Source organism: Magnetospirillum molischianum DSM 120 (assembly GCF_000294655.1).
In the GTDB taxonomy this organism is placed as follows: Bacteria; Pseudomonadota; Alphaproteobacteria; order Rhodospirillales; family Magnetospirillaceae; genus Phaeospirillum; species Phaeospirillum molischianum.
Window position 1 is genome coordinate 59,674 of the sequence record NZ_CAHP01000047.1, and the last position, 20,349, is coordinate 80,022.

At 63.1% G+C, this 20,349-nt stretch carries 17 protein-coding genes; 9 read left to right on the forward strand and 8 right to left on the reverse strand.

Translation table 11 applies throughout. The annotated features are described in order from the left end of the window. Positions 1-74: 74 nt before the first annotated feature. The 4 genes from PHAMO_RS15940 (at position 75) to PHAMO_RS15955 (ending at position 5,748) form a co-directional block, all read left to right on the forward strand. Positions 75-2,489 carry a PAS domain-containing sensor histidine kinase gene (locus tag PHAMO_RS15940; protein ID WP_155801848.1) on the forward strand — a complete coding sequence of 805 codons (2,415 nt, stop codon included), beginning with the start codon at positions 75-77 and terminating at the stop codon, positions 2,487-2,489. Positions 2,490-2,608: 119 nt separating this feature from the next. Then, positions 2,609-3,640 (forward strand): alpha/beta hydrolase, encoded by a 1,032-nt coding sequence (locus PHAMO_RS15945; protein WP_002730837.1) that lies wholly within the window; start codon positions 2,609-2,611, stop codon positions 3,638-3,640. Continuing rightward, complete coding sequence (locus PHAMO_RS15950) at positions 3,637-4,563, forward strand: SAM-dependent methyltransferase (protein ID WP_002730838.1); 927 nt, start codon at positions 3,637-3,639, stop codon at positions 4,561-4,563. The genes PHAMO_RS15945 and PHAMO_RS15950 overlap by 4 nt, the downstream gene beginning before the upstream one ends. A gap of 78 nt (positions 4,564-4,641) precedes the next feature. Continuing rightward, the gene (locus PHAMO_RS15955) at positions 4,642-5,748 is read left to right on the forward strand and encodes a hypothetical protein (protein WP_002730839.1); all 1,107 of its coding nucleotides are present in this window, start codon (positions 4,642-4,644) and stop codon (positions 5,746-5,748) included. Positions 5,749-5,812: 64 nt separating this feature from the next. On the opposite strand, the gene PHAMO_RS15960 is transcribed toward PHAMO_RS15955, so the two are convergent. From PHAMO_RS15960 to PHAMO_RS15970, 3 genes are read right to left on the reverse strand one after another with little or no spacing between them, the layout of a single operon-like run. Then, entirely contained in the window at positions 5,813-6,442 is a 630-nt protein-coding gene (locus PHAMO_RS15960; protein ID WP_002730841.1) for a carbonic anhydrase, read from the reverse strand. Beyond that, a complete protein-coding gene (gene accC / locus PHAMO_RS15965; RefSeq protein WP_002730843.1) occupies positions 6,439-8,430 on the reverse strand; it encodes an acetyl-CoA carboxylase biotin carboxylase subunit in 1,992 nt (663 codons plus the stop codon). Before accC ends, PHAMO_RS15960 begins: the two co-directional genes overlap by 4 nt. Before the next feature lie 56 nt (positions 8,431-8,486). After that, positions 8,487-10,019 carry an acyl-CoA carboxylase subunit beta gene (locus tag PHAMO_RS15970; protein WP_002730846.1) on the reverse strand — a complete coding sequence of 511 codons (1,533 nt, stop codon included), beginning with the start codon at positions 10,017-10,019 and terminating at the stop codon, positions 8,487-8,489. A 178-nt stretch (positions 10,020-10,197) separates the two neighbouring features. Here PHAMO_RS15970 and PHAMO_RS15975 point away from each other — a divergent pair, with 178 nt between their 5' ends. Continuing rightward, positions 10,198-11,622, forward strand: a complete 1,425-nt coding sequence (locus PHAMO_RS15975) for a helix-turn-helix domain-containing protein (protein WP_002730848.1) — start codon at positions 10,198-10,200, stop codon at positions 11,620-11,622. An 8-nt stretch (positions 11,623-11,630) separates the two neighbouring features. On the opposite strand, the gene PHAMO_RS15980 is transcribed toward PHAMO_RS15975, so the two are convergent. Beyond that, the gene (locus tag PHAMO_RS15980) at positions 11,631-12,140 is read right to left on the reverse strand and encodes a DUF721 domain-containing protein (RefSeq protein WP_002730850.1); all 510 of its coding nucleotides are present in this window, start codon (positions 12,138-12,140) and stop codon (positions 11,631-11,633) included. A 27-nt stretch (positions 12,141-12,167) separates the two neighbouring features. Between PHAMO_RS15980 and mutY the strand changes: the two genes are divergently transcribed. Next, positions 12,168-13,262 carry an A/G-specific adenine glycosylase gene (gene mutY, locus PHAMO_RS15985; RefSeq protein WP_002730851.1) on the forward strand — a complete coding sequence of 365 codons (1,095 nt, stop codon included), beginning with the start codon at positions 12,168-12,170 and terminating at the stop codon, positions 13,260-13,262. Between the two features lie 14 nt (positions 13,263-13,276). After that, complete coding sequence (locus tag PHAMO_RS15990; RefSeq protein WP_002730852.1) at positions 13,277-13,888, forward strand: hypothetical protein; 612 nt, start codon at positions 13,277-13,279, stop codon at positions 13,886-13,888. Between the two features lie 71 nt (positions 13,889-13,959). Here the strand turns inward: PHAMO_RS15990 and PHAMO_RS15995 are convergent, their stop codons facing one another. Continuing rightward, positions 13,960-14,304, reverse strand: coding sequence for a hypothetical protein (locus PHAMO_RS15995; RefSeq protein WP_002730853.1), 345 nt, complete (start codon positions 14,302-14,304; stop codon positions 13,960-13,962). 139 nt (positions 14,305-14,443) lie between these two features. Here PHAMO_RS15995 and nudC point away from each other — a divergent pair, with 139 nt between their 5' ends. Next, on the forward strand, positions 14,444-15,385 hold the full coding sequence (gene nudC, locus PHAMO_RS16000) for an NAD(+) diphosphatase (protein ID WP_002730855.1): 942 nt from the start codon (positions 14,444-14,446) through the stop codon (positions 15,383-15,385). 39 nt (positions 15,386-15,424) lie between these two features. Here nudC and cobD read toward each other — a convergent pair whose 3' ends face one another. Next, entirely contained in the window at positions 15,425-16,435 is a 1,011-nt protein-coding gene (gene cobD, locus PHAMO_RS16005; RefSeq protein ID WP_002730857.1) for a threonine-phosphate decarboxylase CobD, read from the reverse strand. A gap of 281 nt (positions 16,436-16,716) precedes the next feature. Between cobD and PHAMO_RS16010 the strand changes: the two genes are divergently transcribed. Next, positions 16,717-17,649, forward strand: coding sequence for a ribose-phosphate pyrophosphokinase (locus PHAMO_RS16010; RefSeq protein ID WP_002730858.1), 933 nt, complete (start codon positions 16,717-16,719; stop codon positions 17,647-17,649). 72 nt (positions 17,650-17,721) lie between these two features. Here PHAMO_RS16010 and PHAMO_RS16015 read toward each other — a convergent pair whose 3' ends face one another. Together PHAMO_RS16015 and PHAMO_RS16020 are read right to left on the reverse strand one after the other, a co-directional pair. Further along, positions 17,722-18,741 (reverse strand): aspartate-semialdehyde dehydrogenase, encoded by a 1,020-nt coding sequence (locus tag PHAMO_RS16015; RefSeq protein ID WP_002730860.1) that lies wholly within the window; start codon positions 18,739-18,741, stop codon positions 17,722-17,724. 327 nt (positions 18,742-19,068) lie between these two features. Beyond that, entirely contained in the window at positions 19,069-20,346 is a 1,278-nt protein-coding gene (locus tag PHAMO_RS16020) for an HlyC/CorC family transporter (protein ID WP_002730862.1), read from the reverse strand. Between the last annotated feature and the right edge of the window lie 3 nt (positions 20,347-20,349).

A 20,349-nucleotide genomic window follows, 5' to 3' on the forward strand; every position in this document is an offset into this window, starting at 1 on the left:
CGTGGCCGCCCGTGCGCCCTTGTCTTTTTATCTCTGGCCCGGCACCCTCGTTCGTGACAGGGGAGGCATAGGTGATGCGCGCGGCTGTCGCGGCGGGAATGACGATGCTGGTCGCGGGATCGGCGGTAGCGGTGGCGGCGGATCCGGTGGTTCTGGCCGAGTTGGTGGGCGAGCTTGATCCGTTATCGCTGGCGGTTGGCGCGATAGCCGCCGTGCCCGCACTGGTCTGTCTGGGCTGGCGGTGCTGGCAACTGGCCGAGGCGAGGCAAACGGCGGCGGCAGCGGTCGCCGAGGCGGAGCGGCTGCGTCGTGGCCTTCAGACCGCTCCCGACGGCTTCTTCGCCTGGATCGGGGGCGGCGGTGGCGAAATCTGTTCGCGCCGTCTGGCGGTGCTGTTGGGGTTGGCACGAGGGACGCAAGCCGGATTCGCCGAAATGCTGGACGCCTTCGCGGTCGCCGATGCCGCCCGGCTTGATGCCGCCGTGGCGCTGTTGCGCAGCGAGGGCGAAGGTTTCGAACTGGATCTCGATTTACGCGATGGGTCGCGCCGGGTGCGGGCGGTCGGGGTGCGGGCCGAGGCTCCCGAGGGTGACGAAGCGGCGGCGGGCGCGGTGGTGTGGGTCCAGGATGTGACCGAGGCGGCCTCGGCTCTGGCCGATCTGACCCGGCAATTGAGCATCGCCACCGCCGCGCGCGAGCGGCTGGAGGGGTTATTGGATGTCGCCCCGATGCCGGTATGGGTCCGTGACGACGACCTGTCGCTGGTTCAGGTTAATCGCGCCTATGCTCAGGCGGTCGAGGCCGACGCGGCTTCGGCCGCAGTGGCGGGACAGATCGAGTTGGCCTCCGACTCAATGGTGCGCGAGGCTCGCGCCCTGGCCGCCCGTGCCCGCGCCGCCGGAGAACGGCGCGCCGAGACCTTTCACTTTGTTCTGGGCGGACAACGCCGCTTGGCCGAGATCACCGAAGCGCCCTTTACCGTGGCGGGAGGGCTGCTGACTGGCGGTTTTTGTGTCGATCTGACCCGGATCGAGGAGCTTCAGGCCGAACTGGATCGCCATATCAGCGCCCAGGCCGAGGTGTTGGAGCGTTTGGCCACCGCAATCGCGATCTATACCCCCGACACCCGGCTCGCTTTTTTCAATACGGCCTTCGTCCGGTTGTGGCGGCTGGACCGCGACTGGCTGGCGACGCAGCCGACCAACGGTGCGGTGCTGGATGCCTTGCGCGAGCGGCGGTTGTTGCCCGAGGTGGCCGATTATCGTGCCTATAAGGACAGCGAACTGAAACGCTTCGTCTCGCTGATCGATGCCGACGAGACCCTGCTGCATCTGCCCGACGGTCGCACCCTGCGCCAGATGATCTCGGCCCACCCTCATGGCGGGCTGATCTTTACCTTCGAGGATGTAACCGACACCCTGGCGCTGGAACGCTCGTTCAATACGGTCTTGGCGGTGCAGCGCGAAACCCTCGACCACCTGCACGAAGGGGTGGCGGTGTTCCGGGGTGACGGACGGTTGAGCCTGTTCAACCCCGCCTTCGCCCGGATTTGGGCGCTCAATCCGGTCAATCTGGGCGAAGAGCCGCATCTTTCCGAATTGATCGCCGCGCTGGGCGGCTATTTTGTGGGACGCCGCGACCGCGCTTCGGACTGGCCGGCGGTCCATGAGCGGTTGCTCGGTCTGTTCCGCGACCGGGTGCCCCGTGCCGGGCGGTTGGAGCGTCAGGACGACACCGTGGTCGATTACGCCACGGTGCCGCTGCCCGATGGGGCGATGCTGCTGACGTGCCTCGACGTTACCGATTCGGTACGGGTCGAGCGAGCCTTGCGCGAGCGAAACGAGGCGCTGGCCGCCGCCGACCGGCTGAAAAGCGAGTTTATCGCCAATGTCTCGGCCGAAGTCCGTCAGCCGCTGACGGCCCTGATCGGTTTTGCCGAAATGCTGGCTGCCGAATATGTCGGTCCGTTGGTCGAGCGTCAGAAGGATTACGTCCACGGTATCGTCGAGGCCGGGCAAGGTCTGGAGACGCTGATCGCCGATATCCTTGATCTTGCCGCGATCGAGGCCGGGCAGATGACGCTGGAACTCGATACCGTCGATATCCATCCGCTGCTGACGGCGGTGCTGGGATTGGCGCGTGAGCGGCTGCGGGAGAAGAAGCTTGCGCTCGATCTCGATTGCCCGATCGATATCGGTTGGTTGGTGGCTGACGAGCGGCGGCTGAAGCAGGTTCTGTTCAATCTGGTCGGCACCGCGATTAAGCGTGCGCCCCAGGGCGGGCATATCGCGGTGCGGGCCGAGCGTCGCGCTGCCGAAATCGCCTTTTCCGTCAGTGACGGAACAGTGGAGCCGATACCCGAGCTTGGTTCTGGGTTGGCTCTGGTCGAACGTTTTGTCGAGCGCCATGGCGGCCGTATCGAGACCGCCTTCGTCGATGGCCGTGGCACCGTTGTCACCGTGCGGCTGCCTACCGGAACCGAGTCCTAGTAAGATATCGGGTTGCCTTAAAGTCCGTATCTTATACCAAAAGCCCAGGGGGGGTTTTATCGCCGTGGCGGTGCGGCCATCATGCAGCACGCTTCCCATCGCGAGAAGGTGATAGAACGATGAGGCATCCGGCGAGGTTCGTGGGCCTGTTTTTGCTGATCTGGTTGGTTCTGATCCCGCCGGCCCTGGCGGTTGACGTTGTTACCGAGGAGTTCTCGGTTTCGTCCCGTCTGTCGGGGGTTGACCTCTATCTCCGCAACAAGCACCGCGATGGCTCGGTCGAGCCGAGACCGGATCGGACGATTTTGTTTCTGCACGGAGCATCCTACCCGGCACATACCGCGTTCGATCTGCCAATCGAAGGGCGGAGCTGGATGGACTGGCTGGCGGCGCGTGGCTACGACGTCTACAGCCTCGATATAAGGGGCTATGGCCGGTCGGGTCGCCCTTCCGAGATGTCTCAGCCCGCCGAGTCCAATCCCGCCATTGTCGATAGCGCCCAGGCAGTCGAGGACGTAACCCGCGCGGTTGATTTCATCCAATCGCGCCGGGGCGTGTCAAAGGTGACTCTGATCGGCTGGTCGTGGGGGGCGACGATTGCCGGTCTTTACGCCACCCAGGTTCCAGACCGGGTTGAGCGGCTGGTTCTGTACGCGCCGCAATGGCTGCGCGATGGCCCCACTCCCTCCGAGGCCGAGATCGCCCGAGTACCGGCATGGCGTCAGATCGACCCGCGCGACGCCCGCGATATCTGGCTGAAATCGGTTCCGCCCGACCGCCGCGACAGCGTGTTGCCCAAAGCGGTGTTCCTTGACTGGATGAAGGCGACTTTGGCCAGCGATCCGGCCCCGACCGCACCGGGAACGGTGCGGGCACCGAACGGGGTGGTGGTTGACACCATGCGCTATTGGGCCTCGGGCAAGCCGCGCTGGTCTCCCGAGCGGTTGTCTGTTCCGGCTTTGGTAATTCAAGGCGAGTGGGATTCCGAAGCCCCTCCGGCAATGGGAATGGCGTTGTTCAATCATCTAACCCGCTCGCCGTTCAAACGGTATGTTATGGTCGGCGGCGCGACCCATGCCGCTTTGTTCGAAAGCAACCGGGTCCAGCTCTATAATGCAGTCCAACAATTTCTCGAAGAACCTGTCCGTTGAGTTCCTCTGTCACCGCTTATCTTGCCGCTCCAGGGTTCGAGGCCGATTTACGCGCCGAACTGGGCGATGTCGTTGCCGAGCACGGCCGACTGATGTTGGCCCCCGGCCCGGCACGTCCCGCCGCCTGGGCGCTTAATATCTGGCGCGATCCGGTCGAGATCGCCGCCGATTCGATTGGAACCGCCGCCAAGGCGTTGCGGGCGATCCAGCGCAATTGGTGGCCCTATGCCTTTCACCTGCACCGCCGCACCGGATTGCTGGTCGAGAAGCTGCCCAAGGTATCAGCCAAGCCGCTGATCTTCGGGCAGGCCGCGCCGACCGCGCCGCTTGGCTCGTTCGTGTGGCTGGACGAGGGGCGCCTGCTGGCGGCGGCGGATTGTTCCAGTCGCTTTCCCAATGGCGAGGTCGGCTTTGTCGAGGACCGCGCCGTCCCCCCCAACCGCGCCTATTTGAAGCTGTGGGAAGCCTTGACCCTGGCCGGACGGAGACCGGGACCGGGCGAACTCTGCCTTGACCTGGGAGCCAGCCCCGGCGGTTGGACCTGGGTTCTGGCTTCGGGCGGTGCCCAGGTGATCGCGATCGACAAGGCTCCGCTGGCTCCCTCTATCGCCGCGATAGAGACCGTCACCTGTCGGCAGGAGAGCGCTTTCGGGCTTGATCCAGTCTCAATCGGCCCAGTCGATTGGCTGTGCTCAGACGTGATATGCTATCCGGAACGGCTGCTGCGGCTGGTCGAACGCTGGCGCGACTCGCGGCTTGCCCGTAATTTTATCTGTACCCTGAAGTTCCAGGGCGAGACCGATCACGCTATTGCCGCCCGCTTCGCGGCGGTGCCGGGATCGCGGTTGCTGCATCTGTCGCACAACAAGCATGAGCTGACATGGATGCTGATCGAAGGTGATAGGGCAACCAATGGTCGCTGACGACTAGGCCAACTGCCTTGCCTAGGCCAGACCTTAGGAGTAAACCTAGACCATTCGCGAATAGGATGCGGGTGAGCCATGGACGTAGCAATACTTCCGCCTCCGATCGAAATCGATACGGAGACCAAGAAATCCGTGATCGGCGGATTGAAAAAGGTGCTGGTCACCTTTCAGAAATCCGGCCATTTCGATCCGGCCGTAACCTATCAGGCGCTGATCGCCGACCCGGCGCTGCTCCGCAGCTTTATTGAGGCGTATCTGGCTCATCGCGAGGAGGTCGATGATATCGTCCGTACCGCCGACGCCGCTTATCCCGTTCGTGACGAGCAGGTCGAACTGATCTGTGGCGTGACGTTGGCCCAGGTGCAGCAATTATTGGTTCGGACCTGCGCCCGTAAGGTGTTCGACTCACTTAAGATCGTCGAGACCGTCACCGAGACCGTCACTCGCAAAAGCATGTTCGGCCTGATCAAAAAGACCGAGCAGATCGAGCGTCTGAGCGTCGATCCGGCCGAGGAGCGCAAGGCCCGCGAGTTGCTGCGCTATATCGCTTTTGCGTGGCAATTGCCGTTGATCGAAGCCTATCTGGCCAATCTCAGCTATCCACATCTCTTCGAGATTGGCGAGGACATCCTATGTCTACCAACGGTCGAGAAGATTGAAGCGATCGCGAAATTCGAACCGGCTCAGATCAAAAAGGTCAAGGCCGCAACCGGTGCCGATTTCGGTGCCATTCTGGCCGACCGGCCCCAGGCCATCGCCGGGATCGCGGTATGGAACCGCGAAATGTACGAGTTCTATCGCAATTTGCTGGGCGATCAGTCCTGGACGTTCTTCTCCCGCGAGAACGCTTTCTTCAACGTCTGCGCTTCACTCGATAAGTCGGTCCTGAAGCTGTTCGGCGATATGCTGTGCTACATTGCCACCGAGAACCTAGTCGAGATTCAACGCCTGAATATCGATAAGGTCGAAGTGGTGGTCTATGCGCTGAAATCCGCCCTCGGTCCCCGCTTGCCGGAGATCCTGTCGGTGCCAGCCTTCGCCAAGGACATCCTGCGTAAGGTGGTGGACAATCTGATCCACACCAACCAGGAAAAAGACAAGCTGATGACCGCCTTTGCGATCAGCTTTAAGGCGATGGCCCCTAATATCGAGGAATGGCTGGTCGCTATCCGCGCGGGTTGACGCGGTATCCATTCGCTTGCGCGACTGGGCTATCGCCCAGTTTCGCTTGTGGGTGGCGGTCGCTCTAAAGACCGGCTTTGGCCGGACTGGGGCCGTCGAGCGACGGGGCGAGCGTGCGGACCAGTCCGTCACGCAGGCCATAGATCCACGAATGGATCGACAGCGCCTGACCGCGTTGCCACGCCCGGCGGACAATCGGGATACGGCACAGGTTGCGGACCTGCTCCAACACGTTCAGTTCGCACAAGCGATCAACCTGCGCGTCTCCGCCCTCAAGGCGGCTCAGTTCGTCCTGGTGGCGGTGGGCCAGCTCACGTAAGGGGTGAAGCCAGTGTTCAGCGATCCCCAGGCTATCCTCGCGCAAGACCGCCCTGACTCCGCTACAGCCGTAATGACCGCACAGGATGATGTCGCGGACCTGTAGCTGGTCGATGGCGAATTGCAGCACCGACAGACAATTGAGGTCGCCGTGCTGGACCAGATTGGCGATGTTGCGATGAACGAACAACTCGCCCGATGCCAGACCGACGATTTCGTTGGCCGGAACCCGTGAATCGGCGCAGCCGATCCACAGGTAGCGGGGGGCCTGCTGCCGCGCCAGATCGGCGAGCAGGCCCGGTCGGGTACGCTCGACCATTTCCGCCCACTGGCGGTTATTGTCGAGCAGCCGGTTAATGCCGGCTAGGTCTGTCACGCAGCGAACTCGATGATCTTCTGATCGACCGCGAGAGAATCGCCGGCATTGGCATGCAGCTTGGCGATGACGGTATCGCGCTCGGCTCTCAGAGTGTTTTCCATCTTCATCGCTTCGACGACTGCCAAAGCCTCGCCAGCCTTGACCTCCTGGCCTTCCTCGACCATCAGACGGACCAGCAGGCCGGGCATCGGCGACAGCAGGTACTTCGACATATCCGGCGGCAGCTTGAACGGCATCAGGCGATACAGTTCGGCGGTGCGGCGGGTGAACACGAACGCTTCGGCGCGCAGGCCCGCATGAGACAGCCGGAACGACACGCCGGTACGATCGACCTGGACACAGACCGGACGGCCATCGACGGTAGCGCGGATCAGCGGATCACCGACCTGCCAGTCAGTTTTGACCTCGACCGCTTCGTCCTTGATCACCACGGCATAGCCGCCCGGAGCCGGGTGGACATCGACGTCGTGATATTGCTTGTCGAAATAGACCGACCACTGTACCGGCGGCTTCATTTCGTGGCCGGGGAACTGACCGGAAATACGAACATTGCGTTCGATGATCCGCCGCTTCATCGCGGCGGCGACCGCGATCAGGTCCGAGGGATCTTCGGCGGGCAGCTGGTCGGTGGTCAGGCCGTGGGGGTATTCCTCGGCGATGAAGTTGGTGGTGATGTCGCCCCGCACGAAGCGTTCTTTCGAGAACAACGAGGCGAGGAACGGGATGTTGTGCGACAGGCCGCGGATATAATACTCGTCCAGCGCCTGACGCATGTGGTTGATCGCCGCGTCGCGGGTCGGGCCGTGGGTGATCAGCTTGGCGATCATCGGATCGTAATACATGCTGATCTCGCCGCCCTCATCGACGCCGGTATCGACGCGGACGTGGTTGCCTTCCTGCGGGGGCTGATAGCGGGTCAGCCGCCCGGTCGAGGGCAGGAAGTTGCGGAACGGGTCTTCGGCATAGATGCGGGCTTCCATCGCCCAGCCATCCAGTTTCACCTCGTCCTGGGTGAAGCTCAGCTTCTCGCCATTGGCGATGCGGATCATCCACTCGACCAGATCGAGGCCGGTGATCATCTCGGTGACCGGATGTTCGACCTGGAGACGGGTGTTCATTTCCAGGAAGTAGAACTGTCCGGTCGAGCCACCGACGATGAATTCGACGGTGCCGGCCGACTTGTAATTGACGGTGCGGGCCAGGGCGCAGGCCTGTTCACCCATCGCCTTGCGCATTTCGGGGCTGAGGAACGGCGACGGCGCTTCCTCGATGACCTTCTGATGGCGACGCTGGATCGAGCATTCGCGCTCGCCGAGATAGACGGTGTTGCCGAACGAATCGGCCAGCACCTGGATCTCGATATGGCGCGGTTGTTCGATGAACTTTTCGATGAAAACGCGGTCGTCGGCGAAGGAGGATTTCGCTTCGTTGGTGGCCGAGACAAAACCCTCGCGGGCTTCGTCGTCGTTCCAGGCCAGACGCATGCCCTTGCCGCCGCCGCCCGCCGACGCCTTGATCATCACCGGATAGCCGATTTCGCGGGCGATCTTCACCGCTTCTTCGGCATTCTGGATGACGTCGAGGAAGCCGGGGACGGTCGAAACACCTGCCTCGCGCGCCAGCTTCTTCGACTCGATCTTGTCGCCCATGGCGAAGATGGCGTGGGCATCGGGGCCGATGAAGGTGATTCCGGCGGCGGAGAGCGCCTCCTGGAATTCACGCTTTTCGGACAGGAAGCCGTAGCCGGGATGAACCGCCTGAGCGCCGGTCTTTTTGCAGGCGTCGATGATGGCGTTGATCTGCAAATAGCTCTGAGCCGACGGTGCCGGGCCGATATAGACCGATTCATCGGCCATCAGGACGTGCGAGGCTTGCTTATCGGCTTCGGAATAGACCGCAACCGTCTTGATACCCATCTTGCGTGCGGTCTTGATGACCCGGCACGCGATCTCGCCGCGATTGGCGATCAGAATCTTCGAAAACATCCGTTTATCCCCCGTTGGAGACCCGCGCGGGCAACGCGCGAAAACCCTGATGAACCTTAGAGCGGAATGTTCCCGTGTTTCTTCCACGGGTTCTTCAGATCCTTGCTTCTCAGCATCGTGAGAGACCGGCAGATCCGCTTGCGGGTGGTGCGCGGCATGATGACGTCATCGATGAAGCCGCGATGGCCGGCGATGAACGGGTTGGCAAACTTCTGGCGGTATTCTTCCGTCCGGGTGGAGATCTTTTCCGCATCGCCGATGTCGCCGCGGAAGATGATCTCGACCGCGCCTTTCGGCCCCATCACCGCGATTTCGGCACTGGGCCAAGCGAAGTTGACGTCGCCGCGCAGGTGCTTCGAGCTCATGACGTCATACGCGCCGCCATAGGCTTTGCGGGTGATGACGGTGATCTTCGGCACGGTGCACTCGGCATAGGCATAGAGCAACTTGGCGCCGTGCTTGATGATGCCGCCGTATTCCTGGGCGGTGCCGGGCAGGAAGCCGGGCACATCGACGAAAGTAACGATCGGAATATTGAAGGCATCGCAGAAGCGGACAAAGCGCGCCGCCTTGATCGACGAGGCGATATCGAGACAGCCCGCCAGGACCATCGGCTGGTTGGCGACGATGCCGATGGTGCGTCCTTCCATCCGGGCGAAGCCAACGATGATGTTGCCCGCGTAGTCGGGCTGGATTTCGAAGAAATCGGCCTCATCGACGACCTTCAGGATCAATTCCTTCATGTCGTAGGGCTTGTTGGGATTTTCGGGGATCAGGGTGTCGAGCGAGCGCTCGATCCGGTCGGGAATGTCGGCGGTGGGGCGGTGGGGCGGCTTTTCACGGTTGCTGGCGGGCAGGAAGTCGATGAAGCGGCGCAATTGCAACAGCGCCACCACATCGTTTTCAAAGGCCAGATCGGCCACGCCCGACTTGCTCGAATGGGTGACGGCCCCGCCCAGTTCCTCGGCGGTGACGGTCTCGTGCGTCACCGTCTTGACCACGTCCGGCCCGGTGACGAACATGTAGGAGCTGTCCTTCACCATGAAGATGAAGTCGGTCATGGCGGGGGAATAGACCGCGCCGCCCGCGCACGGACCCATGATCAGGGAAATCTGCGGCACGACGCCAGAGGCCAGCACGTTGCGCTGGAACACTTCGGCGTAACCGGCGAGGCTGGCGACGCCCTCCTGGATGCGCGCGCCGCCGGAATCGTTCAGCCCGATCACCGGAGCGCCGACCTGGACCGCCTTGTCCATGATCTTGCAAATCTTCTCGGCGTGGGCTTCGGAGAGCGAGCCGCCGAACACGGTGAAATCCTGGCTGAAGACGAACACCAGACGGCCGTTGACAGTGCCATAGCCGGTAACGACGCCATCGCCGGGGATCGACTGTTCCGCCATGCCGAAATCGTGGCAACGGTGTTCGACGAACATGTCCCATTCTTCGAACGAATCTTTATCGAGCAACAGCTCGATGCGTTCGCGCGCTGTCAGCTTGCCTTTGGCATGCTGGGAAGCGATGCGCTTCGTTCCGCCACCGAGGCGGGCGCGGTTCCGCTTCTCTTCAAGCTGGCGAACAATATCTTGCATTGACCAAGACCTCCGGGCGGGCAGGGGGGGAACGAACCGCCCCCTGTTATTCACAATCCCGTAACCGTGGCAACCTTGACGCCTTGAGAAAAGGGTGGTGGTGCAAATGTGTTCGCAAACATGCCCTCGTGGTTTGCGAATGTTGCGAATTGGCGCTGGATCGGGTATTAAATTCACCATGAGTGGAAAGCTATATATCGGCCACAAATTGCGGCGTCTGCGGGAACGCCACACCCTAAGTCAGGCGGCTTTAGCCGCCCGGTTGGGTGTTTCCCCCAGTTACCTCAATCAAATCGAAAACAATCAGCGCCCGTTGACGGTGCCGGTTCTTTTACGAATCGCCCAGGTTCTCGATGTTGACCTTGCAAAACTTGTCGAAGACGAGGAATCCAGACTCGTCGCCGATCTGCGCGAGGCGTTGAACGATCCTTTGTTCGGCGGCGACGGGATTCCGTTGGCAGAACTACGTAACGCCGCCGCCGCCTCGCCCGATCTGGCCAAGCGTGTGCTCGCTCTGTACCGAAGCTTTCGTCAGGCCGATGAGCGTCTGCACGCCTTGACGGAAGATCTGTCGAAGGGCGGGGGAGAAATGCGCACGGGGCGTGCTCACTTCCCCTACGAAGAGGTGCGCGACTTTTTTTATTACCGCGATAATTATGTCGGCGGACTGGACGAGGCCGCCGAGGCGCTGGCGATGGCCGAGGGCTTTAGTCTGGGTCAGATGTATAATGATCTTGCGGCCTATCTCGACATTCATCTCGGGGTGCGGGTGCGGATCATTCCCGCCGATGAGGCCGAGGGAATGCGGCATTTCGATCCGATCTCCGGCACGCTGACTTTGTCGTCGCAATTGCCGATGCCGTCTCGCAACTTTCACCTCGCCCATCAGATCGGGATGCTGGCCTATCGCTCTTTGATCGATGGCATCGTCGATACCGCCGATCTGTCGTCCGACGAGGCCTGCGCGATCTGCCGGGTCGAGTTGGCGAATTACTTCGCTGGGGCGCTGTTAATGCCTTATGGCGTTTTCTCGGAGCAGGCACGGGCGTTGAAGCACGATATCGAACAGCTTCAGGGCCGCTTCGGTGCCAGCTTCGAACAGGTCTGCCACCGCCTGTCGACTCTGCAACGGCCCGGTGCGCGGGGAATTCCGTTCTATTTCGTCCGGGTCGATCGCGCCGGCAACATTACCAAGCGCCATTCCGCCACCCGCTTTCACTTCACTCGTTTCGGCGGGGCTTGCCCGCAATGGAACGTCCACGAAGCCTTTGCCCAGCCCGGCCGTATCCTGGTCCAACTGGCTCGGATGCCTGACAATGTTAGTTATGTCTGCATCGCCCGCACCGTGACCCGGCGCGGCGGCGGTTGGAAGCGTCCCAACCGATTATGCGCGATCGGGTTGGGTTGCGAGGTCGCTCACGCTCCAGATTTTGTCTATTCCGCCGGGCTTGACCTCAGCCATGACGAATCGGCGACGCCAATCGGAGTCAATTGTCGCATCTGCGAGCGCCGCGATTGCCGCCAGCGCGCATTTCCTCCGATCGGCAGCCGGATCAGCATCGACGAGAACACGCGCGGCTTCGTCCCCTATCAATTCTGTTAAGGGGGGTGTCAAGACTTGGCGATGCGGCGGCCCAGGCGGGCGAGAGCCTCGCGCAGGTCGGGGTCTTCGACGCGGGCGAGGTTGATTGCCGCCTGACTGTCGGGGGGGAGCGGGGGCGGTTCGGGCGCGGGCGGCTTGCGCCGTGTCGTCTCGGGCAGCGGCCCCTGGATCAGCCTCAGCCGCGCCACGGCGTTCCAGCCGAAATAGCCGTTGATCTTTTCCAGAATCAGCGGCTCCAGATGCTGCATCTCTAATGCAAAAGCGCCAGAGGCAACCTTGACGATTAAGGTGCCATCGGTGCGTTCCTTCGCGGGAAAGCGAATCCGTACCGGCAAGGTGTGGTGAGCGATTGCCGCGCCGACGATGGCGGGCCAGTCGGTGACCAGCGCGCCCTCGGCAAAGCCGTGGCGGCCAAAAACCGGACGGGTCACCCGCCCGGACGGCACCGCCACTGCCACCAATCCATAGGTGGGGCGGGGGGGAGCCGGAACTGGCGCTGGCTTGGGCGGCTGGGTCATCCTAGAACCATACCGCAATCGGCTGGGATGCTCTATTCTTCCCCGATGCCCCTGTCCAATGCCCGTGCCCTGTCCGACCGTCTTCTCGCCTGGTACGACCGCGACCGCCGCATATTGCCGTGGCGGGCGGCGCCGGGGGAGCAGGCCGATGCCTATCGAGTCTGGCTGTCCGAGGTGATGCTCCAGCAGACGACCGTCGCGGCGGTGATCCCCTACTTCAACACCTTCCTGACCCGCTGGCCGACCGTCGAGGCTCTGGCTGCCGCTCCGGTCGAAGAGGTGATGCACGCCTGGGCCGGGTTGGGCTATTACGCCCGTGCCCGGAATCTGCACCAATGCGCCAAGACGGTGACGGAATGGCGGGGCGGGCATTTCCCCGAGGACGAGGACAGTCTGCGCCGCCTTCCCGGTATCGGCGATTACACGGCGGCCGCGATCGCCTCGATAGCCTTCGGTCATCGGGCGGTGGTGGTTGACGGCAATGTCGAACGGGTGATGGCGCGGCTGTTCGCGGTGACCGATCCGTTGCCGGGAGCCAAGGCACGGCTGAAGGCGTTGGCGGGGGAACTAACGCCATCCGAGCGGGCGGGCGATTATGCCCAGGCGGTGATGGATCTGGGCGCGACCCTGTGCAGTCCGCGCAATCCGGCCTGTGGGCTGTGTCCATGGCGCGAATCCTGTGCTGCGCTGGCTCAGGGACTCGAGGCCACTCTGCCCGCGCGGACGCCCAAGCCGGAGCGGCCGACCCGGCGTGGTATCGCTTTCTGGATCGTCGCCCGCGATGGGGCGGTGTTGCTGCGCCGCCGTCCGCCCCAAGGATTGCTGGGCGGAATGATGGAAGTGCCATCGACCGAATGGCGGCCCGAGCCGTGGGAGATTGACGAGGCTCAGTCCTTCGCGCCTCTGCCTGCTGACCGGCTGGCTGGACCATGGCGTCCGCTGCCAGGGCTTGTTCGCCATACTTTTACCCATTTTCACCTGGAACTGATGGTGGCGGCGGCGCGGGCGACCGGCCAGCCCCCCGTGCGCGGTTTGTGGTGTCCGCTCGACCGGCTGGCCGAGCAGGCGTTGCCGACCCTGATGCGTAAGGTGGTGCGCCTCGCTTTGTCCAAAGCCTATTGACCCGGAGAACCCCGATGTTCCGCTTTGTTGCTGTTCCCGCCCTGGCCATCCTGGGGCTGCTTGCTGCCGCCCCCGTCCTGGCTCAATCGTCTCCGGCTCCGGCCCAGGAAGCGGTGCAGCCAACCGAGCGGTTGGTGATGATCCCGCCCGAGGGCTGGCAGAACGGCGGTTCGTCCGCCAGCCGGACCGCAATTGCCACCCACTTATTTCCGCCGGGCCAGAACAGTGAGAACTGGACCGAGATGCTGACAATTCAGGTGATCGTCGATCCTCGCGCCGAAGCCCGCGCCTTTGTTCAGCGGGTCGTCGATGCCAGCCGCTCCGGCTGTGACGCCGCCGGTCCCAGTCCGGCCTCGGAGGGCATGACCAACAATTATCCCGTCGCGACGCTGACCGTGACCTGCACGCGGGGCCATCAATCGGGGATGGGGGGGCTGGTCGCGGTCAAGGCGATCCGGGGCCAGCAGGCTTTGTTTGTCGTCGAGCGTCTGTGGCGTGGTCCAGCCTTCGCTCGTGACGATTCCGCTCCGATTCCGAAATCGACCTTGCAGGAATGGTCAACGTTTTTGCGCGGCGTGTCGCTGTGCGATCATGCCGACCCGATTCGCCATCCCTGCCCGCGCTGAGGCCGCCATTGCGGCGGCGGCCAAGCGAGCGGATGCTCGCGCCCGGCGAGGGACATTGATGAAAGCCTAGATCATGCCGGGTCGTCGTGGCGGGTTTCCCGGCTTTTGCCTAGTTCGGTGGTGAAGACGCAGGTGGTTTGCAGCACGCTGATGGCCCCGGCAAGTCGGCCTTTCGCTTCGACTTGCTCGGGGGTTTCGGCGCGAAGGCGGCGCAGATCGACCAGCATTCGCATCAGGGCGCGGGCGGGGAGCGCCCCTAGTGGCGGCGGGACGGGAGCTTGGCCACGGAAAGCATCGTGCAAGGCGTCCAGCGCGCTCGCGATATAATCGCGGTCGGCCGGTTCAAGCGGTAGAACCCGGTCCGGGGCAAGCCGGACCAGCCTTTCACCGGAAAAATCGATGGGGGGGCTGTCCATGATCGACCGTCCTTGCATCCGTGGGGCGGAGTGCGTGTCCTCATCCTATCCTAATATGGTGGATCGTGGACGATCCGGGAAGCCCTGGCCTGCGTCGTGGCCGCTTGAGGGGGAAAGCGGGGCATGCGAAGCTGCTGCGATGACAATCCTGCTTTCTTATCGCGGCGGCACGCTCGATCGGGCCAATCTGCTGCGTCATGCTGCCGACCCAGCCGAATTGCTCCGCCGTCCCGACGCTCGCTTCCTGGTCTATTGGCGCGGCTTGCATCCGGTCGATCCGGCACGGTCCACAGCGTTGCGGCTTGATCCCCTGCGGGTATTGCCGTTGATCGAGGCGCTCGACCCGCCTTCTCTGCTGCTGGGAATGGAAGATGACGCTCCGCTGATCGCGCTCGATCTGTCGGCGGCGGACGGACACGGTGACGGTGGCCCGGTGCTGGATCTGCCGGATGGCTGGGTCTGGCAGGGACTCCGTGCGGTGGGGGCGTTGCTGCCCGCCGAGGAAACCGCGCTGTTGGCGTATGCGCGCGGGATGCTGCTGTGGCGTGCCCGGACCCGGTTCTGTTCCGTCTGCGGTGCGCCGTTGCGGTTCGAGGATGCGGGGCATATCGGTTCCTGCACCGCTCCTGCCTGCGCCACTCAACATTATCCGCGGACCGATCCGGCGGTGATTGTCCTGGTCGGCGATCCCGCCGGACGGATTTTACTGGGGCGTCAGCCGCAATGGCCTGCTGGCCTCTATTCCTGCCTCGCCGGGTTCGTCGAGCCGGGCGAGGCCTTGGAGGATGCGGCGGCTCGTGAGGTGTTCGAGGAAGCCGGGGTTCGAATCGATGACGTTCGCTATGTCGCCAGCCAGCCCTGGCCGTTTCCCTCCTCGCTGATGGTCGGTTTCACCGCGAGCGCTTGCGGAGCCGATCCGGTGCCCGACCATAGCGAGATCGAGGATGTCCGCTGGTTCACCCGCGCCGAACTCGACCGTTTCGGCGCGGATGGAACTCCTGGTCCCGACGGCTACCTGCTGCCCGGCCCGGATTCGATCGCCCGTCTGTTGATCGAACGCTGGCGGCGATCGGTGGATTGATGTCACGGGGCTTTGCCCCATCCTTTCCGCCGATTTCCGTTATGCCAAAGCCCGCGCCAGTCGTTCGAACTCGGTATCGTCGGCGGGAAGCCCAATCCGCAGCCAGTCCGGTTGTCCTTCAAAAGCGCGGACCAGGATGCCCGCCTGTCCCAGTTCATCCCAGATCCGGGCTGCTTCGGAATGGCGGACCAGGGTGAACAGCGGCGTTCCTCCCACCAGTTCCAATCCGGCCGAGGTCAGCACTGCGATCAGCCTGGCCTGATCGGCGGCGAGGCGAGCACGGCTGGCGCTGGCCCAGGCATCGTCGTCAAGGGCGGCGGCTCCCACCGCCAGGGCCGGGCCGGAAACCGCCCAGGGGCCAAAGCCGCGGTGCAGTCCTTCCGCCAGTTCGGCCTCCGTGGTGACGGCAAAGCCCAGCCTTAGTCCGGCCAGTCCGTGGAACTTGCCAAACGAGCGCAGCACCACGGTTGCCGCAGGAAGAGTCGGGATCAGCGACATCTCCGGCTGGGGATCGGCGAAGGCCTCATCGATCACCAGCAACCCGCCCGCAGAGGCGAACCGCGCCGACAGTTCGGCCAGAGCGGCCGGGTCGAAACACCGGCCGGTGGGATTGTTGGGATTGACGATCACCAGGACCCCGGCGGGATTGGCGGCGGCGGGATCGGTCAGTAACGAGACGGTATGGCCGGCTCTGTTCCAGGTGCGGCCGTGTTCGGCATAGGTGGGGGTCAGGATCGCCACGGGACCGGGGGCGCGCAACCGTGGCAGCGCCTGGATCAGAGCCTGACTTCCTGGAGCGGCGACGATCTTTGCCGCTGCCGGGGCGTTGAAACGATGCTGTGCCGCCCGGATCAGTTCTGCTTCCGCCTCGGCTCCAGGCAGGCGCGCCCACAACGAGGAGGGGATCGGCGGCAGCGGATAGGGGTGAGGGTTGATCCCAGTCGAGAGGTCGAGCCAGCCTTCCACCGGACGGCCCCAGCGGGCCTCGGCGGCGGCAATATCGCCCCCATGCAGCGGCAACGCGGTAGAGGACGGGGCGGAAACAGGCATCGGATGTACTCCGGGAAGACGGAAACAGGAGGGCAGGGAAGCAGCCCAGCCCCCCGCCGGTCAACCACCATGGGCAGGAATGTCACACTCTCTTCATTTCGGGGGTAAGGCGGTTTACAGCGCCGATAACGGCTGATATACGGAAGCCGGTTTTTCGGAGCGAAATGTCGTGTCGCGCGGGCAGGTTCGGGGGGCGAGGCCCCTGGCCCAGGGATGCCCGGCAAGTCGAATTCTGGTGTCCTCGCCGCCACTGGTCACGCACGCTCCACGGATATCTCACCATGAAAATTCTCGCCTGTAATAGCAACCGGCCGCTCGCCGAAGCGATCGCCGAGTATCTCAACATGTCTCTGACCAAAGCGGTGGTGCGCCGCTTTTCGGACATGGAAGTGTTCGTCGAAATTCACGAGAATGTTCGTGGTGAAGACGTCTTTCTGGTCCAATCGACTTGTTTCCCCGCCAACGACAATTTGATGGAATTGCTCGTGACGCTCGATGCGTTGCGGCGCGGTTCGGCCCGACGCATCACGGCGGTGGTTCCCTATTTCGGTTATGCTCGTCAGGATCGCAAGTCCAGCCCGCGCTCGCCGATCTCGGCGAAGCTGGTTGCCAATCTGATCACCACCGCCGGAGCCGACCGGGTTGTGACCCTCGATTTGCATTCCGGTCAGATCCAGGGCTTCTTCGACATTCCGCTCGATAATCTGTACGCCGCTCCGGTGTTCACCAATGACATTCGTGCCCATTACGTCGGTGACGACGTGATGGTGGTGTCGCCCGATGTCGGCGGTGTGGTTCGCGCCCGCGCCATCGCCCGGCGCATCGACGCCGATCTGGCGATCATCGACAAGCGCCGCGAAAAAGCCGGCGTGTCCGAGGTGATGAATATCATTGGCGATGTGCGGGGCCGCCGCTGCATCATGGTTGACGATATCGTCGATTCCGCAGGCACCTTGTGCAACGCTGCCGAAGCGCTGATAAAGGCCGGAGCGACTTCGGTGTCCGCCTATGTCACCCATGGCGTTCTGTCGGGTGGCGCGGTCGCCCGTGTCACTGCGTCGCCGCTTGAGGAACTGGTGATCACCGATTCGATCCCGGCGACCGAGGCGGTGAAGCTGGCCCACAACATCCGTCACGTCACCATCGCGCCGCTGATGGCCGAATCGATTCAGCGCATCAGCGAGGAGCGTTCGGTCTCCAGCCTGTTCGATTAAAGGCTTCGTCTCGGTCTTGGATCGGGTGCGTCGGCAAAAGGGCCGGAGCGGAAACGCTCCGGCCCTTTTTGCTTACTTCTTCAGGTAATCGCTGGCCAGAACTTCGGCGATCTGAACGGCGTTCAGGGCGGCACCCTTGCGCAGATTGTCGGCAACGCACCAGAAGGACAGACCGTTTTTCACCGTCGGGTCCTTGCGGATGCGGCTGACGAACACAGGATCGTCACCGGTGGTTTCGATCGGAGTGGCATAACCGCCAGGCTCGCGGGTGTCGAGCACCACCACGCCGGGGGCGTCGCGCAGCGCCTCGGTTGCCGCTTCGACGCTGACCGGGCGGGCAAACTCGACATTGATCGATTCTGAATGGCTGACGAACACCGGCACGCGGACGCAGGTGGCGTGAACGGCGATATCGGGATCGAGAATCTTGCAGGTCTCGACCGTCATCTTCCACTCTTCCTTGGTCGATCCGTCATCCATGAAGACGTCGATCTGCGGAATCACGTTGAAAGCGATCTGCTTCGGGAACTTCTGGGGGGTAATCGCGTCGTTGACATAGATGGCGCGGGTCTGCTCGAACAGTTCGTCCATCGCCTCCTTGCCGCCGCCCGACACCGACTGATAGGTCGAGACGACGACGCGGGTGATCTTGCCCAGATCGTGCAGCGGCTTCAGCGCGACCACCATCTGAATGGTCGAGCAATTGGGGTTGGCGATGATGCCGCGCTTCTTGTATCCAGCGATCGCCTGGGGATTGACCTCGGGCACCACCAGCGGAACATCAGGCTCCATCCGGAAGTGCGACGTGTTGTCGATGACGACGCATCCGGCGGCGGCGGCGCGGGGGCTGTGGATCGCCGAGACCTTGGCTCCGGGCGAGGACAACGCGATGTCCCAGCCCTTGAAGTCGAACTTGGCGAGATCCTTGACCTTTAGAATCTTCTTGTCGCCGAACGAGACCTCGCGCCCGACCGAGCGCTCGCTCGCCAGGGCAACGATGTCGTCGATCGGGAAATTCCGCTCGAACAGCGTCTGCAAAATCTCGCGGCCGACATTGCCGGTGGCGCCGATTACAGCAACCTTATAGCCCATCGTCTGTAACTCTCCGTTGTTCGGGGCCGCCCGGCCTGTCCGTTCCGTGGCACCCTCCGGATACGGAAAGGCCCGCAGAGCGCGCTATCGCCGCGGGCCTTGGTCGTTTTGTCGTGACGAACCGGCCCGCGTCAGGCGGTCTTGGGAGTGCCGGTTTTGAGAAGGGTGTCAGAGAACGTCACCGGGGCGAAACCCCGGACCAAATCAGCATCCGTAGCGTTGCGGCGCCGCATCATGACGTCCTCCATCAACGGCGATGCTTACCGGAACCCGCCCCCAGGCGCAAGCGGAAAGGGGCCGGGGCGTCCGCCTCAAATCCGTCTCGTTTTAACTCTGTCGTTGCTGTTTCGGTGGCGGTGTAACGCGCAACGCGGTGATCTGGTTGCGTTGCCGCCGGGCGATTTCGAACCGGAAGCCGTAAAAGCGAAAAATCTGCCCGACTTCAGGGATGCGCCGGGCCTCGTGCAGCACCAGACCGGCGATGGTTGCGGCCTCTTCGTCGGGCAGCCGCCACTCGAACTCGCGGTTGAGATCGCGGATCGGCACGGCGCCGTCGATGATAAAGGTTCCATCCGATTGCGGCCGGACCCCGGTGGCGGCGACGTCGTGTTCGTCAACGATGTCGCCGACGATCTCTTCCAGGATGTCTTCCAGCGTCACGACTCCCATCAGCGAGCCGTATTCATCGACGACCAGGGCGAAATGTTCGCGCCGCTGGCGAAAGGCCTGAAGCTGTTCCTGCAACGTCGTCGAATCCGGGATGAACCACGGATCGGAGGCCAGGGCGCAGACGTCCAGCCCCTCGATTCCTTCGTCGCGGGTGCGCACCGCGCGCAGCATGTCCTTGGCATGGATCACGCCGACGATATTGTCGGGGTCGTCGCGCCAGAGCGGGAGGCGGGTGTAGGGGCTGGTGATGATCTGATCGAGGATGGCGGCGGCGGGTTGTCCGCCATCGATGGTGACGAGGTTGCGGCGGTGGGTCATCACCTGTCCGACCTCGACATCGGCCAGTTCGAGAATCGAACGCAGCATCCTCCGTTCTTCGCGGACTTCGGCCTCGCCCGCATGGACCTCGATTGCTCCCCTCAGCTCCATCATCGACGCTTCGGCGGTGACGCTCACGCCGTTGCTGGCTCCGAACAGGCGGAAGATCAGCCGCACGATCAGCTCAAGGGCGCGAACCACCGGCGTGAACACCAGAACCACCGCCGTCACCGGGGCGGCGACTCGCAGCGCGACCGTATTGGCGTGATAGATCGCATAGGTCTTGGGCAGCACTTCGCCGAACAGCACGATGATCGCGGTCATGCCGATGGTTGCATAGACGATGCCCGCATCGCCGAACAGGCCGACCATCAGACCGGCGGCCAGCGACGAGGCAAGGATGTTGACCAGATTATTGCCCAGCAGCAGCGAACCGAGCAGACGGTCGCGGGTCTTCAACAGGGTGTTGATCCGCTTGGCGGCGCGGCTGCCATCCCGCTCCATCTGGTGCATCAGCGGCTTCGACACTGCTGTTAGTGCCGTTTCGGAACCCGAAAAGAATGCTGACAGCACCTGGAGCGCGATGACGGCGAGCAGGGTCAGGGTCAATCCGTCCATGCG

What these genes read in the sequence shown, in the direction of transcription:
- PHAMO_RS15990 (WP_002730852.1), top strand. Translation starts at nt 13,277, where the DNA reads ATGTTCCGCTTTGTTGCTGTTCCCGCCCTGGCCATCCTGGGGCTGCTT.
- PHAMO_RS15945 (WP_002730837.1), top strand. Translation starts at nt 2,609, where the DNA reads ATGAGGCATCCGGCGAGGTTCGTGGGCCTGTTTTTGCTGATCTGGTTG.
- PHAMO_RS16010 (WP_002730858.1), top strand. Translation starts at nt 16,717, where the DNA reads ATGAAAATTCTCGCCTGTAATAGCAACCGGCCGCTCGCCGAAGCGATC.
- PHAMO_RS15995 (WP_002730853.1), bottom strand. Translation starts at nt 14,304, where the DNA reads ATGGACAGCCCCCCCATCGATTTTTCCGGTGAAAGGCTGGTCCGGCTT.
- PHAMO_RS15940 (WP_155801848.1), top strand. Translation starts at nt 75, where the DNA reads ATGCGCGCGGCTGTCGCGGCGGGAATGACGATGCTGGTCGCGGGATCG.
- accC (WP_002730843.1), bottom strand. Translation starts at nt 8,430, where the DNA reads ATGTTTTCGAAGATTCTGATCGCCAATCGCGGCGAGATCGCGTGCCGG.
- nudC (WP_002730855.1), top strand. Translation starts at nt 14,444, where the DNA reads ATGACAATCCTGCTTTCTTATCGCGGCGGCACGCTCGATCGGGCCAAT.
- PHAMO_RS15975 (WP_002730848.1), top strand. Translation starts at nt 10,198, where the DNA reads ATGAGTGGAAAGCTATATATCGGCCACAAATTGCGGCGTCTGCGGGAA.
- PHAMO_RS16015 (WP_002730860.1), bottom strand. Translation starts at nt 18,741, where the DNA reads ATGGGCTATAAGGTTGCTGTAATCGGCGCCACCGGCAATGTCGGCCGC.
- cobD (WP_002730857.1), bottom strand. Translation starts at nt 16,435, where the DNA reads ATGCCTGTTTCCGCCCCGTCCTCTACCGCGTTGCCGCTGCATGGGGGC.
- mutY (WP_002730851.1), top strand. Translation starts at nt 12,168, where the DNA reads ATGCTCTATTCTTCCCCGATGCCCCTGTCCAATGCCCGTGCCCTGTCC.
- PHAMO_RS15955 (WP_002730839.1), top strand. Translation starts at nt 4,642, where the DNA reads ATGGACGTAGCAATACTTCCGCCTCCGATCGAAATCGATACGGAGACC.
- PHAMO_RS16020 (WP_002730862.1), bottom strand. Translation starts at nt 20,346, where the DNA reads ATGGACGGATTGACCCTGACCCTGCTCGCCGTCATCGCGCTCCAGGTG.
- PHAMO_RS15980 (WP_002730850.1), bottom strand. Translation starts at nt 12,140, where the DNA reads ATGACCCAGCCGCCCAAGCCAGCGCCAGTTCCGGCTCCCCCCCGCCCC.
- PHAMO_RS15970 (WP_002730846.1), bottom strand. Translation starts at nt 10,019, where the DNA reads ATGCAAGATATTGTTCGCCAGCTTGAAGAGAAGCGGAACCGCGCCCGC.